Here is a 14876-nt window from a genome sequence, read left to right as displayed (position 1 = left end):
GTATCCTCGGGGCTGTTGAGGCCTTGGCTATAGTGCGGGAAACGCAAATCGCGCAAGCCCTGATTTTGATGGGGCAGAGAGGTTGACAGGGACCGGTCCGACCGGCCGAATGGCGGCCGGTTCAGGCGTGCACGAAACCCAGATGTTCCGGCAGGTCGAGCCGCTCGCCATGGCTGTGCAGAGTGAGGCCGGCACCCGGCCGACAGGTTCCGACACAGGTCAGCGGAATCGGCAGGACGGTTCCCGGGGTGGCGGTGAGCAGCAGCTGATAGTCGTCGCCACCCGATGCGGCGCTGAGCCGCGCTTCCTTGTCGTCACCGACCAGCGTCTGAAACTGTTTTGACAGGGGGACTTCGGCCAGGTCGATCTCGATCTGCACGCCGCTGGCAGCGGCGATCCGCGACGCATCGAGCAGCAGGCCGTCCGAAACATCCATCATGCTGCTGACCAGGTTCGACAATATCCTGCCCTCCTCCAGTCGGGGGAGTGGACGGGTATGCGCTTTCAGCAGGAAGGCCGTGGTGTCGATATCGCTTGACCGAAGCAGTCCCGAGGCGATCTGCAGGCCGGCCCAGGCATCGCCGATGGTGCCGGTGACATAGACCGCGTGACCCGGCCGGGCGTTGCTGCGCGACGGTACGATATGGCCCTTAGCCTCGCCGATCGCGGTCAGGCCAAAGGTTCGCGGGGCATCCTCGCCCATTGCCACCGTGTCGCCGCCGAGCAGCGGCACCGCAAAGCGGTCGATCGCCTGCTTCAGGCCCTCGACAAAGGCCGCGTCCCACTGGTCCCCGGCGGTGCGGCCGTAGCCGAGCAAGATGCCGAGCGGCTTTGCGCCCTTGGCCGCCAGATCGGACAGGTTGACCGCGACCAGCTTCCACGCGACATCGGCGGGATCGGCGTCGCGCAGGAAATGCACGCCCTCAACCATCATGTCGTGGGTCATCACCAGCTTGTGCCGTCCGAACGGCATCATTGCGACATCGTCGACCAGGCCGCGAGCAGCCGGATGGGTGGTGATGGCTTTCAGCCGGTCAATGAAATCCAGTTCGCTCAAGACAGGGCGTGCTCCAGTGCCATTCTGATGGAAGCGTTGGCGCGCTTGCTGACCGCTGCCTGAGGGGCAAATCCGTTGAAACCGTGCGGCGCGCCTGGGTAGATAGCAAGCTCAACCGGAACACCGGATGAACGAAGCCGGTTTGCATAGAAAATGTCTTCGTCGAAAAACAGGTCGAGATCGCCGCACATGATATAGGCGGGCGGCAGTCCCGCAAGATCGGTTGCCCGGGCCGCCGCGGCATAAGCGCTGGCACCCTCTTCCTCGGCATAGAGCGACCAGGCATGGAGCGAGGTTTCGCGCGTCCAGGTCGAGGGCGGAATATCCATATGGCCCGACGGCGTGTCATGCCGGTCGTCCAGCATCGGGTAGATCAGCAGCTGGAAGGCGATGTCCGGTCCACCCCGGTCGCGGTTGAGCAGCGCGGCGCTTGCGGCCAGGCCGCCGCCCGCGCTCGGTCCGGCAAGGATGATCTTGCGCGGCTTCCGGTTTTCCGCCACCCGTTCGATCACCGCGCAGACGTCGCGGGCCGCTGCCGGCGAGCGATGCTCCGGCGCCATCCGGTAGTCGACCGAGATCACCGGCGCCAGCGTCGAATAGCTCTGGGCCGACAGGTCATCGGCACTGCCCATCATGTAGCCGCCGCCGTGCAGCCAGATGATGACGCAATCCGGAAACAGCAGATCGCGCGCGCGATATTCGATCACCGCAACCTCGGGCTCGCCCGCCAGTCCCGGCATGTGATATTCGTCCTTCTGGCCGTCATATTCGGGCAGATCGGCAGCCAGCTGTGCAAACAGCGTGTCCAGCGCCGCGCGCGCGGCCGCCACGTCCGATTTCAGGATCTCGAATATATAGGGACCTTCCGCCGCGATCATGTCACGGAAGGCGGGATCCAGTCGTTTCAGAAAATCGGACAATCACTTCCCCAGTCTCGGCCGGGGCAGCGTTCAGCCCCTTACCTGTTTTGCGATGCTATCGAGCAGCCCGTTGACGAAGCCCGCATCCTTCTTGCTGAAAAACGCATGCGCAACATCGAGATATTCGTCAATCACCGTTGCGACCGGCACTTCCTCTTGTGCGACCAATTCAAAGGTACCGGCGCGCAGAATCTGCAGCATGGTCTTGTCGAGACGACCGATGGTCCATCCCGAAGCCAGCTTCGAGGCGACAAGCTGGTCGATTTCCTCCATCCGCGAAGTGACGCCAATGACCAGGTCATCGAAAAAGTCGCGCTCGGCCGGATGATATTGGTCATCCTCGATTTCATGGCCAAGCCGATGGTCGTGAAATTCCTTGAGCAGCTTCGGCACCGGCGTCTTTTCCATCTGGTGCTGGAACAGCGCCTGCACGGCAGCGAGCCGGGCAGCGGATCGGGATGTCGATTTTGCGGTCATGATCTTTTCATCCGGGGCATGCCGACGAAATCCATCTTGCCGATCTTGAACCCGCGCTCGCGCAGCAGGTCGTAGGCGGTCGTGGCGTGGAAATAGAAATTGGGCTGGGCAAAGCTCATCAGGAAATGTTCGGCGGTGAACGGCATCACCGTATCCTTGAACCGGAACTCCATATGCTGGCCGACAAAGCCTTCCATTTCCGCTTCGCTGACCGCTTCGAGACCGGCCTTTGCTTCATCGAGTTTCTCGTAAAGCCCTGCCCAGTCGCTGGGCGGTGCTGCCAGGCTCGGAGTGAATACGCCCTCGCGAACCGCTTCGATCGCACCCAGCGAATGTTCGCGGCAGCATTTCACCTGGTAGGAGAAAGGCTGCATGTCAGCGATCAGCCGCGCGCCGATAATTTCTTCTGGCGCCGTGCCCTCGGCCTCGCAATGGGCCTTGGCCTTGTCGACCAGCTTGCGAACCGAAGCAATGATCTGCAGCTGGCTCGGAATTACGGCATCATATAGGGAAATGGTCATGGGCATCACCTTTCGGATGATTTTGCAGTCATGTTATCTGGGCCATCTGGTTAATGGTACGGATTGAGCGATTGCGATTGATTTCTCATCCGCCTTATCGATCTGAATAATGTGCTTTGCACCAAATGGAATTTCAGAGCCACACCAGAAGTCGTCGTTCTTTTCAATACCATCGGGCTCGTTATCCAAAATGCCGATATAGCTATTCTCCAAGACCTCCGACACTATCACCCACATACGCTCAACAGAAGCGGACTCTTCCGGATCATCTACCCAAATTTCGAAAACTAGTTTCGCGAAATCCCCGACCGCCAGTGATTGTCGTTCTTGTTCACTTGGAATCGAAAACGTATCGGGGGCCTCCGCGTGGGTGGCCTCACTATCTCTGAGAAACCAGCCATCTATCAATGGGTCAGGTTCTCTCATGGAAGGTGCTTCAACCTTTTTCTCACGCTGGCGGCATGGGCGGGCAAGCCTTCTGCTTCTGCGAGCGCCACCGCCGCCGGGCCGATATTGGCCAGCGCCCGTTCGTCGCAGTGGATGAAGCTGGTGCGCTTCATGAAATCGGTCACCGAAAGGCCCGACGAAAAACGCGCCCGGCGACCGGTGGGCAGAACGTGGTTCGGACCGGCAACATAGTCGCCAACCGCTTCCGGGGTGTGACGGCCGAGAAACACCGATCCGGCGTGGCGGACCTTCCTGAACAGCGCGTCGGGATCATCGACCGCCAGTTCGAGATGTTCGGCGGCCAGCCGGTCTACCAAAGGCAGAGCCTGCTCGAGCCGCTCGACGACGATGATCGCGCCATTGTCATTCCAGCTGGTCGTCGCGGTTTCGGATGTGGCCAGCACGCCCAGCTGTTCCTTTATCTTGGCAGCAACTTGATCGGCAAAGCTTGTATCGTCTGTGAACAGGATCGACTGGCTGGTCGGATCATGTTCCGCCTGGCTGAGCAGGTCGGCGGCGATCCAGTCCGGATCATTCTTGCCGTCGGCTACAACCACGATTTCCGACGGGCCGGCGACCATGTCGATCCCGACCACGCCGAATACCTGCCGCTTCGCCTCGGCGACCCAGGCATTGCCCGGGCCGGTGATGACATCGACCGCTTTGATCTTCTCGGTACCATAAGCGAGCGCTGCCACTGCCTGCGCGCCGCCAATCCGCCAGATTTCACTTACGCCAGCCAGTTCGGCCGCTGCCAGCACCAACGGGTTGATGTAGCCATCGGGTGCCGGCGTCACCATGATGATATGCTCGACACCCGCCGCCTTGGCCGGAATCGCGTTCATCAGCACCGACGAGGGATAGGCCGCGCGACCACCGGGAATATAGATGCCGGCGCGCTCCACCGCGTTCCAGCGCGCCCCGATGCGGACTCCAGCCTCATCCATATAGTCCCTGTTTTCAGGGAGTTGTCCTTCATGGTAATCACGAATTCTCAAGGCCGCCAGTTCCAGCGCCACCCGCAGGGAAGCTTCCAATCCCTCCAATGCGGCAGCGGATTCGGCCTTCTCGACGCGCCATCCGGTCTGCTCTAGGTCATGCCGGTCAAACTTGCGGGTCAGCCGCGCCAACGCCGCGTCGCCCTGATCCCGAACCTCCCCGATGATCGCCCTGACATCGGCAGAAACATCAGCATCCGCCTCGCGCCGCGCATTGACCAGCGCGTCAAACGCCTCGGCAAAACCGGGTTCGCCAATGGCCATCCGGAAGGTCATCCGACCTGCCCCGCCAGCTCGCGAAACTTCTGCACCAGCGGCGTCAGCTCGGCGCTGCGCATCTTGAACGCCGCGCGGTTGACGACCAGACGGCCCGAAATCTCGAGAATCCGGTCGGTCTCGACCAGGTCATTGGCCTTCAGCGTGCTGCCCGATTCGACCAGGTCGACGATATGCCGCGACAGGCCCAGCGACGGCGCGAGTTCCATCGCCCCGTTCAGCTTCACACATTCCGCCTGGATGCCCTTGCTCTCGAAATAGCGGCTGGTCAGATTGGGATATTTGGTCGCCACCCGCAGATGCGAGACATTGCCCACCTCTTCCGCATCATCCTTCGGCTGCGCCACCGAAAGCCGGCAGCGTCCGATGCCGAGATCGACCGGCGCGTACAGCTCGCTATAGCCGAATTCCTCGATCACGTCCGAACCGACAATGCCGATCTGCGCGGCGCCATGTGCGACGAAGGTCGCGACATCGAACGCCCGCACCCGAATGATCGCCATGTGCGGCAGGTTGGTCGCGAATTTCAGGCTGCGGTTGGACTTGTCAAAAAAGGCGTCTTCCGGCACAATCCCCGCCTGCTCAAGGAGCGGCAAGGCATCGTCGAGAATCCTCCCTTTCGGAATTGCAAAGATCAGTGGTTCGGCCATGGTGGCCGCGGCTTTAGGGCTTCACAGGGCAAAGGGCAACGAGTTATGGATATTTTGGACGTCGAGGATATCACTGCCGGAATGCGCGGCCAGGCCGAACATTGCCGGCGCAACGACGCGCCGGTCACCGCTTCGGTCATCCTGGCTCAGCTTGCCCTGATGAATGGCCCCACTGCGTGCGGAAAGAAGATCGCGCACTGGCCGGGAAAGCCGCTGGAAGACGCGATGCCGCTGCGCCTGACCGGCGGTCTCCACCATCTCTATCTCAGCGGCGAGGAACCGCGCTTGGGGGATATTTACGAAGGCCGGATCACCGATCAGGACCAGATCGACCAGCTGGTCGGCGAGGTCGTCGCGGATCATGACGCCGAATTGCTGCCCTGGTTCGACAGCCCGCCGCAGACCAACGAATCCGGCCGCTCGGCGAGTTTCATGGCTGGCCTGCTCTGGCTGTCGGGGCGGGTCGGTCCGCGATTCGAACTGCTGGAACTCGGTGCCAGCGCCGGGGTGAACACGATGATGGGCCGCTATCACTACAATCTGGCCGGCGTCGAGGCCGGTCCAGCGGATTCGCCGATGCGGATCAGGCCGGAATGGCGCGGCCCGCCTCCGCCCGAGGCACCCGTCGAGATCGTCAGCGCCCGCGGCTGCGACCAGAATCCGATCGATCTCACCGATGAGGAAACCGCGGCACGGCTGAAAGGCTATATCTGGCCGGAAATGCCCGATCGCTTCAAGCGGATCGAAGCGTCGATCGCGCTCGCCAAAATGGATCCGCCCGATGTGGCCAAGGCCGATGCGGCCAATTGGACCGAAGAGCAGTTGACCCGGCCGCAGGAGCGCGGCGTGACCCGGGTGCTGATGCATTCGATCGTCTGGCAATATCTGCCGCAGGAGACCAAGGACCGGATTACCGCCGCGATGGAAACAGCGGGCAAGAAAGCGACCCTGGACAAGCCGCTGGCGTGGATGTCGCTGGAGACCAATCGCAAAACGTTCAGCCACGAACTGGTCATCCGCTACTGGCCCGGCGGCGAGGAACCGGCGCTGCTGGGCCGCGCCCATGCTCATGGCGCATGGGTCGAATGGTTTGAAGGATAAAAGGTAGCAAGATTGAACTGCCCTCTCCCATAGGGAGAGGCAAGTGGAACTTGTCAGCTTGCTGACTAGTGGAACTCGGTGAGGGGGTTATCGACCTCTGGAGAGTTAAAACCCCTCACCGACTGCGCTAAGGCAATAAATTGCCAAGGCTTTTAGCCTCTCCCTATGGGAGAGGATCAATCAATCCGTGATCGTCTTCGGCTTGCCCTCGGGCAACGGAATAAATTCATCCGGATCCCCCGGCACCACCGGAAACCGCCCTTCAAACCAGTCCGCCTTGGCTTGCTCGATCCGGTCCTTGCTGGAAGAAACAAAGTTCCACCACACATGCCGCTCGCTGGCAAAAGCCTCGCCGCCGAGCAGCATGGCGCGGCCACCCGATCGCGAGCCAAGCGATAGGCTTGCACCCGGCGCAATCACGTAGAGCTGATATTTGTCCAGCGGCACCCCATCCAGCGCCCCCTCGCCGTCGACCAGCATCACCGCCCGTTCATCGGCCTCCGCATCGATCGGGATCGCGCTCCCCGCAGACAGCAGGATATCGGCATAGATGGTCTCGGCATGACAGGTAGTCGGAGCCGCCTGCCCCCAGAGCGAGCCCATGATCACCCTCGCCTTCACGCCGCCATCCTCGATGATTGGCAGATCGCCCGCGCCGACATTCTCGAACGCCGGCTCGATTTCCTCCTGGCCATCGGGCAAGGCCAGCCAGGTCTGCATCCCGAACATCGGCTTCTTGACGTCCTTTATTTCCAGCGGCGACCGCTCCGAATGGACAATCCCCCTGCCCGCCGTCATCAGGTTGACCGCGCCCGGCCGGATGGTCTGGAACGTCCCGAGGCTGTCGCGATGGTCGATTGCGCCCTCGAACAAATAGGTCACCGTCGCCAGATTGATATGCGGGTGCGGCCGCACCGCCATGCCCGGCCCTTCCGGCAGACTCGCCGGGCCGAATTCATCGACGAAGATAAACGGCCCGACCATCCGCCGATGGCGCGACGGCAGCACCCGGCGGACCTGGAATTCACCCAGATCATGGGTGGTCGGCGTGATCGTCTGGGTAATGCTGGTCATAATCTCTCCGGATTGCCGACGGTTCTCTCGGTCTCTACCACACCCGTGTTCAATGTCGTGTTCGGCTCGAGCATCAACACGTGACACTCCTCTGTCAACGCTTCCGGCCGATGTTCAACCCCATGCGGCACAATGATCATTTCGCCTTCATCAAGGTCGATGTCGCCGTCGCGCAAACCCATGCGCATCCTGCCCTTCACCACCAGGAACAGCTCGTCTTCCCGTTCGTGGTGATGCCAGTCAAACGCGCCTTCAAACTTGGCGAGTTTGACTTGCATGTCGTTTATATCACCGGCGACCCGCGGCGACCATGGATCGGAGAAACTGGCAAAGGCCTGAGCAAGATTGACCTTTTGCGGCGTCATTCACCCGGTGCCTTCGCTTTGATCACCATCGCGTGCACCTTGTCGCGCATCATGTCGCCCAGCGCCCGGTTGACCATGCGCTGGCGGTTGAGCCGGGACTGTCCGGCGAAGGCCTCGGCTTCAATCTCGACAGTGAAATGCGACTCTCCGCTGCCATCGTCGCCGGCGTGCCCGTGATGGCTGGCGCTGTCGTTGATCACATTGAGCGCGGTCGGTGCGAGTTCGGCGGTCAGCCGCTTTTCAATCTCGCTGTGGACTGGACCTTTGGGCATCGAATCTCCATATTGCTTGTTCGATACTGACTATAACCGTTAGCGCTGAGCCTGTCGAACCGAAGGTCGAGCAAGGCTCAAGGGCGTTTCAACACAAAGGACAGACTGGCTTCGACAAGCTCAGCCGCACGGATTTTGACCGAGACTTCCCCCAAGAGAAAACCCAACCGCTTTCACGGACGCGTCGAAACCGACGGCCGCACCTGCGCGATCGAAGGCTGCCCGGAAAGCGGAGAATTTCGCGCGCCGCCGCTATATGGCAGCAGCCGCAGCCATGATGGTCCGGGCGAATATCGCTGGCTCTGCCTCGACCATGTCCGCGAGTTCAACCAGGGCTACGATTTTTTTGCCGGCATGGACCATGAACAGATTTTCGAGGCGCAGCATCCGGTGCGCGGCTGGGACTCGGGCCGACGAATTTATGATGCGGGTCCCAGCGTTGCGCCAGCCTGGAGCGATTTTACCGATCCGCTCGACGCAATCGGCGCGCGCTTTGCCGGTGGCATCCATCGCCGTCAGAATGCAGGCCCGCCGCTTTCCGGCGTAGACCAGAAAGCGCTGAAGACGCTAGGGCTTGGCGACCGGGACTCTCCCGCCATTGGCCGCAGCGAGATACGGCGCGCCTATTCGGCGCTGGTCCGGAAATATCATCCCGACCGCAACGGCGGCGACCGCAGTCACGAGAAACAGTTGGCAAAAGTGATCGAGGCCTATACGCAGCTTAAGGAATCACCGGATTTTCGATGAGAATCCAATTCCCGTTGGTCCTGACCCTGTCGATGGACGTTTCCCGTCCCCGGCGCCTGTCGATTTTGATGAACGTCGTTCGACAGGCCCGATGATAGGGGTGTGGGCCAGGGGATGAGCAAATTCGAAGGGCGAACATGACTGAAATACCAAATACCAATCTCGACACCAGCGGCGAAACCATCATGAATGCGCCTGACAAGACCGTCGATGCGCGCGAAATATTCGGTATTGACCTGGACATGCAGATCCCCGCCTTCAGCCAGAAGGACGAGCGCGTCCCCGACCTCGATCCCTCCTATGTGTTCGATCCCGAAACCACCACCGCGATCCTCGCCGGCTTTGCCTTCAACCGCCGGGTGATGGTCCAGGGCTATCACGGCACCGGGAAATCGACCCATATCGAGCAGGTCGCCGCGCGACTCAACTGGCCCTGCATCCGGATCAACCTCGACGCGCATATCAGCCGGATCGATCTGGTCGGGCGCGACGCGATCGTCCTGAAGGACGGCCAGCAGGTCACCGAATTCCGCGAAGGCCTGCTGCCCTGGGCGCTCCAGACACCAACCGCTCTGGTATTCGACGAATATGACGCTGGTCGCCCCGACGTGATGTTCGTGATTCAGCGGATCCTGGAAGCCGAGGGCAAGCTGACCCTGCTCGACCAGAACCGGGTGATCCGCCCCAATCCTTATTTCCGCCTGTTCGCTACCGCCAACACGGTCGGCCTCGGCGACACCAGCGGCCTCTATCACGGCACCCAGCAGATCAACCAGGGCCAGATGGACCGCTGGAACATCGTGGTGACGCTCAATTATCTGCCGGCTGAGACCGAAGCCAAGGTGATTCTGTCGAAGGTACCCGACGCCGGCGACGATACGGTGAGCAACATGATCAAGGTCGCCGACCTGACGCGGCAGGGCTTCATCAATGGCGACATTTCCACCGTGATGAGCCCTCGCACCGTGATCAGCTGGGCCCAGAACGCCGCGATCTTCAACAATATCGGCTTTGCGTTCCGCCTCTCCTTCCTCAACAAGTGCGACGAGGCAGAACGGATGCTGGTCGCCGAATATTACCAGCGGGTCTTTGGCGAGGATTTGCCAGAGAGTGTGATGGGGCGCTGAGCACGAGACGCCGCGCCCACCGGAACAGTGCCGGCTGGATAGCGACGCGCTTTGAAATTTAATCGTCGTGAGGCAGCCTGCGCGAATATTTTCCCTCGCTAATGCCGTATTATTTTTGTAATACAGCGACTAATGCACGACCGAACCGTTTCTGAAACCGAACATCGGCGCTGGTACTGGCCGTTTGGCAGCCGCAAAACCGCTGAAACGCGGTTCTACGAGCCTTATGGCGATGCCATCCCGCCGCGCATCGAAGAACCGGTTGCCCCGCTCCGGGATCCTCGCGGCAAATGGTGGTGGATCGGCCGCGGCATGGCCGCTGCCCTGTTCGCCTTCATCCTGGTCATCGCCTATCTCGCGATCACCGCGCCCCTGTCCAAATCCCTGCAACCGATCGCGCCGCCACAAATCACCCTCCTGACATCCGACGGACAGCCGTTCGCCCGCAATGGCGCGGTGGTCGACGAACCGGTCCGGATCGCGGAACTGCCCGACCATGTGAAGCAGGCCTTCCTGTCAATCGAGGACCGCCGCTTCTATTCGCACTGGGGGGTCGACCCGCGAGGGCTGGCTCGCGCCCTGTGGAGCAATATTTCGGGCAGCGGCATGACCCAGGGCGGCAGCACGATCACCCAGCAGCTAGCCAAGACCACATTCCTGACGCCCGAACGCAGCCTGACCCGCAAGGCGCGCGAAATGCTGATCGCCTTCTGGCTGGAGGCATGGCTGACCAAGGATCAGATACTCGAGCGCTATCTTTCCAACGTCTATTTTGGCGACAATGTCTACGGCCTGCGCGCCGCCTCGCTGCATTATTACTACCGCCAGCCTGAAAATCTGAAACTGGAACAGGCGATCATGCTGGCCGGTCTGGTCCAGGCCCCTTCCCGTCTCGCCCCGACCCGCAACCCGGAGCTGGCCGCAAAACGGGCAGCACTGGTAAAGTCGGCGATGGTCAGCGCCGGCTATCTGACCCGCGACGAGGCGGACCGTCTGGGTATCGCGAGACTCGACGTGCGGGCCAAAAACGCCCTGCCCACCGGCACCTATTTTGCAGACTGGGCGATGCCGCAGGCGCGGGCCCTGACCGACCTGAGCTACGAAAAATTGACGCTGACGACGACGCTCGATTCCCGGATGCAGGAAATCGCCCGCCGCGTCGTGGCCCGCGCGCCGCTCGGCCAGGCGCAGGTCGCGCTGGTCGCAATGCGTCCCGACGGGGAAGTCGTGGCGATGATCGGCGGCAAGGATTACGCAAAATCCGCTTTCAACCGCGTGACCCAAGCAAAGCGCCAGCCGGGCTCCACCTTCAAGCTGTTCGTGTGGCTGGCCGCGCTGCGTTCGGGCATGCAGCCCGATGATCTGGTCGATGACACGCCGATCACCAAAGGCGGTTATCTTCCCAAGAATGCGGGCGAAAATTATCGCGGCTCCATCACCCTCAAAGAGGCCTTCGCCAAGTCGAGCAATGTCGCGGCGGTGCGCCTCTTCGGCCAGGTCGGGGACCGTGCCGTGATCCGGGAAGCGCGCAATCTGGGAATAAAGTCCGGCCTCGCCGAGGATGATCCCAGCCTGGCGCTTGGCACCTCGACGATGACCCTGATGGAATTGACTGCGGCTTATGCCGGCGTCGCCGCAAACCAGTGGCCGGTGGTACCCTATGCCTTCAGGAAAGACAGCCAGACCTGGGCGGAATGGCTGTTCGATTGGCCGGGTCGCTACGAATCGAGAACCCATGCCAATATCGAAGCCATGCTCCGGTCGGCGGTCAACAACGGCACCGGACGCCGTGCGATGCTGTCGATCCCCAACTACGGCAAGACCGGCACCAGCCAGAATAACCGTGACGCCCTGTTTGTCGGCTATGCCGGTGATGGTGACGACCGACTGGTTGTCGGCGTGTGGATCGGCAATGACGACAACAAGCCGCTCAAGGGTGTTAGTGGCGGCAGCCTCCCCGCTCGGATCTGGAAGGATTTCATGCAGCAGGCCGTCCAGGCCAAGAAACCCGCTGGCCCGTCCAGACCGGCCAGCAAGCCCGACCCCGAAGGCCCGGTCACGCCCCTCGATCTCCCGGAGATCCCGGAAATTCCGGTAGAACCGGGCGACACCGAAATACGGATTAATGGTGATCAGGGCGTCAGGATCGGGACCGATATCGGCGGTATACCCGTCGATGTGAAAATTGACGGCGAAGGCGTGGCGATCGAGCGGCGCCCGGAAGAGGGTCCTCCGCAACCCGCTCGCTAGGTGCTCCGCACAACCTAACAAAATGCAGGAAAATAGGCCTTTGATTCCCCTCGCCTTTCCGCTTAAAGCTGTTCGCTTCTATGGCGGACCGTTCCAAACTTGATGACCTCAAAGACGTGCTCGGCGGCGCGGCCCGCTCGATTGCCCGGGACCCGGACCTGGAACTGGCCTATACCGCAGAAGCCCCTTCGCAGGCTGGCCAGCATCTCAAGGTGCCGATGCCGGCGCGCGACCTGCCACCCGCACAGGTGGCCGAAGCGCGCGGATTTGCCGACAGCTTTTCGCTGAAATTGCGCCACCATGACGAAGCTACCCACCGGAAGAATGCACCGCAGGAAGCGGTGGCGCGCGCCTGTTTCGATGCCCTGGAACAGGTCCGTACCGATGCGCTCGGCTCGCGGGGCATGGCCGGCGCCAAGGGCAATCTGAATGCCGCGCTGGAAATGCGCATGCGATCGGACCCGATTTCCCGGGCGCAAAATCGCGACGAAGTTCCGATTTCCACCGCGCTCGCGCTACTCGCCCGCGAAAAGCTGACCGGCCAGGTTCCGCCGCAGGGCACGGTCAAGGGGCTAGACATGCTCCGCGCCTGGATCGAGGAAGAGGCAGGGGCCGATCTCGACGGCCTCAATCTGACTCTGGATGACCAGAACAGCTTTGCGAAATTGTCGACCCAGTTGCTCCAGCATCTCGACCTGATCAAGAGCGACGACGAATCCGAAGCGGACGATACCGAGGATGATAGCGACGAGGAAAGCGACGACAGCACCGATGATGGTGCCGACGAGGAAGCGACCGGAGACCAGGGCGAATCGGAGATGCGGTCCGAGCCCTCCGACGACGATAGCCAGGACGGCGAAAGCGACCAGAATGCCGAGGAACTGGAAGAAGGCGCGGAAGAGGAGATGGGAGATGCCGGCGACGATGGCATGATGCCGGTCCGGCCCAACCGCGCCATGTCCGACCTGCCGCCGGGCTTCAACTATACCGCCTGGACCGAAAAATATGACGAGGTCGTCAGCGCCACGGAACTTTGCGACGCGGAAGAACTGACCCGGCTGCGCGCCTTTCTCGACCAGCAGCTGACCAGCCTCCAGGGCGCGGTGACCAAGCTCGCCAACCGGCTGCAGCGCCGCCTGATGGCGCAGCAGAACCGCAGCTGGGACTTCGACCAGGAAGAGGGCATGCTCGATGCCGCCCGCCTTGCCCGGGTGGTCAGCAACCCGTCACACAGCCTGTCCTACAAGATCGAGCGCGAGACCGATTTCCGCGACACCGTTGTGACCCTGCTGATCGACAACAGCGGCTCGATGCGCGGCCGTCCGATTTCGATCGCCGCCATTTCCGCCGACATCATGGCCCGGACATTGGAGCGCTGCGGCGTCAAGACCGAGATTCTCGGCTTTACGACCCGCGCGTGGAAGGGTGGCCAGACCCGGGAGGACTGGCTGGCAGCGAATCGTCCGGTGAATCCCGGACGGCTCAACGATCTGCGCCATATCGTCTACAAGAAGGCCGACGAGCCTTGGCGGCACGCGAAGAAAAATCTCGGGCTGATGATGCGCGAAGGCCTGCTCAAGGAAAATATCGACGGCGAGGCGCTGCTCTGGGCACATAGCCGACTGATCGCCCGCCCCGAGGAACGCCGAATCCTGATGGTCATCTCAGACGGAGCCCCGGTCGACGACAGCACGCTGTCGGTCAACCATGGTGCCTATCTGGAAAACCATCTGCGCAAGGTGATCGAGTGGATTGAAGGCCGTTCGCCGGTGCAACTGGTCGCAATCGGCATCGGCCATGATGTGACGCGCTACTACAAGAAGGCCGTGACAATCATGGATGCGGAACAATTGGGCGGCACGATGGTCGAGCAGCTCGCCGGACTGTTTGATGAGGATTGAAAGCATGAATGTAACCGAAGCCGTTAATTCCCGCCGCTCCGTTCGCCAGTTCCTTGACAAGCCGGTTGACCGGGCAACGCTTGCAGGCGTCTTGGAAACTGCGCAACGTTCACCGTCGGGCGGCAATACGCAGCCTTGGAATGCGATCGTCGTGACCGGCGACGCGCTGGCGGATATCACCGCCAAGATCAAGGCCAAGGCCAGTTCGGCTCCGATGGGCGAAAATATGGAATATGCCATATATCCCAAGGATCTTGAGGGTCGATACGAAGAGCAACGGCGTGCGGTCGGCCGCAACATGTTCGACAGCATCGGCCTCGCGCAGGACGACAGCGCCGGTCGGGTCACGCAAATGGCCAAGAACTGGGACAGTTTCGGTGCACCGGTGCAATTGTTTACCTACACCAGAAAATATATGGGCCCGCCGCAATGGTCGGACATGGGCATGTGGCTGCAGACCGTCATGTTGCTGTTGCGCGAAGCGGGACTGGACAGCTGCCCGCAGGAAATCTGGGCGATGTACGGAAGTTATATGCGGGAATTGCTGGATATCGACGATGACCATATATTCTTCTGCGGCATGGCAATCGGCTATCGCGACCCCGACGCTCCGATCAACAATTTTGCCGTACCACGGGTTCCGATAGGCGAGACAGTCGAGTTTCGCGGAAACTGACCAGACAACGAGCCAGG

At 61.4% G+C, this 14876-nt stretch carries 16 protein-coding genes; 6 read left to right on the top strand and 10 right to left on the bottom strand.

From position 1 onward, the window contains the following. Positions 1–121 precede the first annotated feature (121 nt). Genes thiL through hisG form a run of 7 tightly spaced genes read right to left on the bottom strand, consistent with a single transcriptional unit; the run spans position 122 to position 5346 of the window. Complete coding sequence (gene thiL, locus V7650_RS00260) at positions 122–1057, bottom strand: thiamine-phosphate kinase (RefSeq protein WP_335654237.1); 936 nt, start codon at positions 1055–1057, stop codon at positions 122–124. Continuing rightward, entirely contained in the window at positions 1054–1977 is a 924-nt protein-coding gene (locus V7650_RS00255; protein WP_335654236.1) for an alpha/beta hydrolase fold domain-containing protein, read from the bottom strand. Before V7650_RS00255 ends, thiL begins: the two co-directional genes overlap by 4 nt. A gap of 30 nt (positions 1978–2007) precedes the next feature. Next, positions 2008–2454, bottom strand: coding sequence for a transcription antitermination factor NusB (gene nusB / locus V7650_RS00250; protein WP_335654235.1), 447 nt, complete (start codon positions 2452–2454; stop codon positions 2008–2010). Continuing rightward, positions 2451–2975 (bottom strand): DUF1993 domain-containing protein, encoded by a 525-nt coding sequence (locus tag V7650_RS00245; RefSeq protein WP_335654234.1) that lies wholly within the window; start codon positions 2973–2975, stop codon positions 2451–2453. The genes nusB and V7650_RS00245 overlap by 4 nt, the downstream gene beginning before the upstream one ends. Before the next feature lie 33 nt (positions 2976–3008). Next, positions 3009–3401: a hypothetical protein gene (locus V7650_RS00240; protein WP_335654233.1), complete on the bottom strand. Its 393-nt coding sequence runs from the start codon at positions 3399–3401 to the stop codon at positions 3009–3011. Continuing rightward, complete coding sequence (hisD, locus tag V7650_RS00235) at positions 3398–4696, bottom strand: histidinol dehydrogenase (RefSeq protein WP_335654232.1); 1299 nt, start codon at positions 4694–4696, stop codon at positions 3398–3400. The genes V7650_RS00240 and hisD overlap by 4 nt, the downstream gene beginning before the upstream one ends. Then, entirely contained in the window at positions 4693–5346 is a 654-nt protein-coding gene (gene hisG / locus V7650_RS00230; protein WP_335654231.1) for an ATP phosphoribosyltransferase, read from the bottom strand. The genes hisD and hisG overlap by 4 nt, the downstream gene beginning before the upstream one ends. Positions 5347–5391: 45 nt before the next feature. Between hisG and V7650_RS00225 the strand changes: the two genes are divergently transcribed. Next, on the top strand, positions 5392–6447 hold the full coding sequence (locus V7650_RS00225; protein ID WP_335654230.1) for a DUF2332 domain-containing protein: 1056 nt from the start codon (positions 5392–5394) through the stop codon (positions 6445–6447). A 180-nt stretch (positions 6448–6627) separates the two neighbouring features. On the opposite strand, the gene V7650_RS00220 is transcribed toward V7650_RS00225, so the two are convergent. From V7650_RS00220 to V7650_RS00210, 3 genes are read right to left on the bottom strand one after another with little or no spacing between them, the layout of a single operon-like run. Beyond that, positions 6628–7521: a pirin family protein gene (locus V7650_RS00220; protein ID WP_335654229.1), complete on the bottom strand. Its 894-nt coding sequence runs from the start codon at positions 7519–7521 to the stop codon at positions 6628–6630. Further along, entirely contained in the window at positions 7518–7886 is a 369-nt protein-coding gene (locus tag V7650_RS00215) for a cupin domain-containing protein (RefSeq protein ID WP_335654228.1), read from the bottom strand. Before V7650_RS00215 ends, V7650_RS00220 begins: the two co-directional genes overlap by 4 nt. Further along, the gene (locus V7650_RS00210) at positions 7883–8158 is read right to left on the bottom strand and encodes a BolA family protein (RefSeq protein WP_335654227.1); all 276 of its coding nucleotides are present in this window, start codon (positions 8156–8158) and stop codon (positions 7883–7885) included. The genes V7650_RS00215 and V7650_RS00210 overlap by 4 nt, the downstream gene beginning before the upstream one ends. 135 nt (positions 8159–8293) lie before the next feature. Between V7650_RS00210 and V7650_RS00205 the strand changes: the two genes are divergently transcribed. The 5 genes from V7650_RS00205 (at position 8294) to V7650_RS00185 (ending at position 14859) form a co-directional block, all read left to right on the top strand. Continuing rightward, positions 8294–8905, top strand: a complete 612-nt coding sequence (locus tag V7650_RS00205; RefSeq protein ID WP_442955239.1) for a J domain-containing protein — start codon at positions 8294–8296, stop codon at positions 8903–8905. Positions 8906–9042: 137 nt separating this feature from the next. Further along, positions 9043–10032 (top strand): cobaltochelatase subunit CobS, encoded by a 990-nt coding sequence (gene cobS, locus V7650_RS00200; RefSeq protein WP_335654226.1) that lies wholly within the window; start codon positions 9043–9045, stop codon positions 10030–10032. Between the two features lie 132 nt (positions 10033–10164). After that, positions 10165–12282, top strand: coding sequence for a transglycosylase domain-containing protein (locus tag V7650_RS00195; protein WP_335654225.1), 2118 nt, complete (start codon positions 10165–10167; stop codon positions 12280–12282). Positions 12283–12362: 80 nt separating this feature from the next. Beyond that, a complete protein-coding gene (gene cobT, locus V7650_RS00190) occupies positions 12363–14183 on the top strand; it encodes a cobaltochelatase subunit CobT (RefSeq protein ID WP_335654224.1) in 1821 nt (606 codons plus the stop codon). Positions 14184–14187: 4 nt separating this feature from the next. Further along, entirely contained in the window at positions 14188–14859 is a 672-nt protein-coding gene (locus V7650_RS00185; RefSeq protein WP_335654223.1) for a nitroreductase, read from the top strand. Positions 14860–14876: the final 17 nt, after the last annotated feature.

This window comes from Parasphingorhabdus sp., from assembly GCF_036964565.1.
Lineage (GTDB): Bacteria > Pseudomonadota > Alphaproteobacteria > Sphingomonadales > Sphingomonadaceae > Parasphingorhabdus.
The sequence above is the reverse complement of the archived record's forward strand: the minus strand, read 5'-3'. Positions and strand labels throughout refer to the sequence as shown.

Coding starts and splice junctions, on each gene's coding strand:
- cobS (WP_335654226.1), top strand. CDS start 9,043: ATGACTGAAATACCAAATACCAATCTCGACACCAGCGGCGAAACCATC.
- cobT (WP_335654224.1), top strand. CDS start 12,363: ATGGCGGACCGTTCCAAACTTGATGACCTCAAAGACGTGCTCGGCGGC.
- hisG (WP_335654231.1), bottom strand. CDS start 5,346: ATGGCCGAACCACTGATCTTTGCAATTCCGAAAGGGAGGATTCTCGAC.
- V7650_RS00210 (WP_335654227.1), bottom strand. CDS start 8,158: ATGCCCAAAGGTCCAGTCCACAGCGAGATTGAAAAGCGGCTGACCGCC.
- V7650_RS00225 (WP_335654230.1), top strand. CDS start 5,392: ATGGATATTTTGGACGTCGAGGATATCACTGCCGGAATGCGCGGCCAG.
- V7650_RS00215 (WP_335654228.1), bottom strand. CDS start 7,886: ATGACGCCGCAAAAGGTCAATCTTGCTCAGGCCTTTGCCAGTTTCTCC.
- V7650_RS00245 (WP_335654234.1), bottom strand. CDS start 2,975: ATGACCATTTCCCTATATGATGCCGTAATTCCGAGCCAGCTGCAGATC.
- V7650_RS00240 (WP_335654233.1), bottom strand. CDS start 3,401: ATGAGAGAACCTGACCCATTGATAGATGGCTGGTTTCTCAGAGATAGT.
- V7650_RS00195 (WP_335654225.1), top strand. CDS start 10,165: ATGCACGACCGAACCGTTTCTGAAACCGAACATCGGCGCTGGTACTGG.
- nusB (WP_335654235.1), bottom strand. CDS start 2,454: ATGACCGCAAAATCGACATCCCGATCCGCTGCCCGGCTCGCTGCCGTG.
- V7650_RS00220 (WP_335654229.1), bottom strand. CDS start 7,521: ATGACCAGCATTACCCAGACGATCACGCCGACCACCCATGATCTGGGT.
- hisD (WP_335654232.1), bottom strand. CDS start 4,696: ATGACCTTCCGGATGGCCATTGGCGAACCCGGTTTTGCCGAGGCGTTT.
- V7650_RS00185 (WP_335654223.1), top strand. CDS start 14,188: ATGAATGTAACCGAAGCCGTTAATTCCCGCCGCTCCGTTCGCCAGTTC.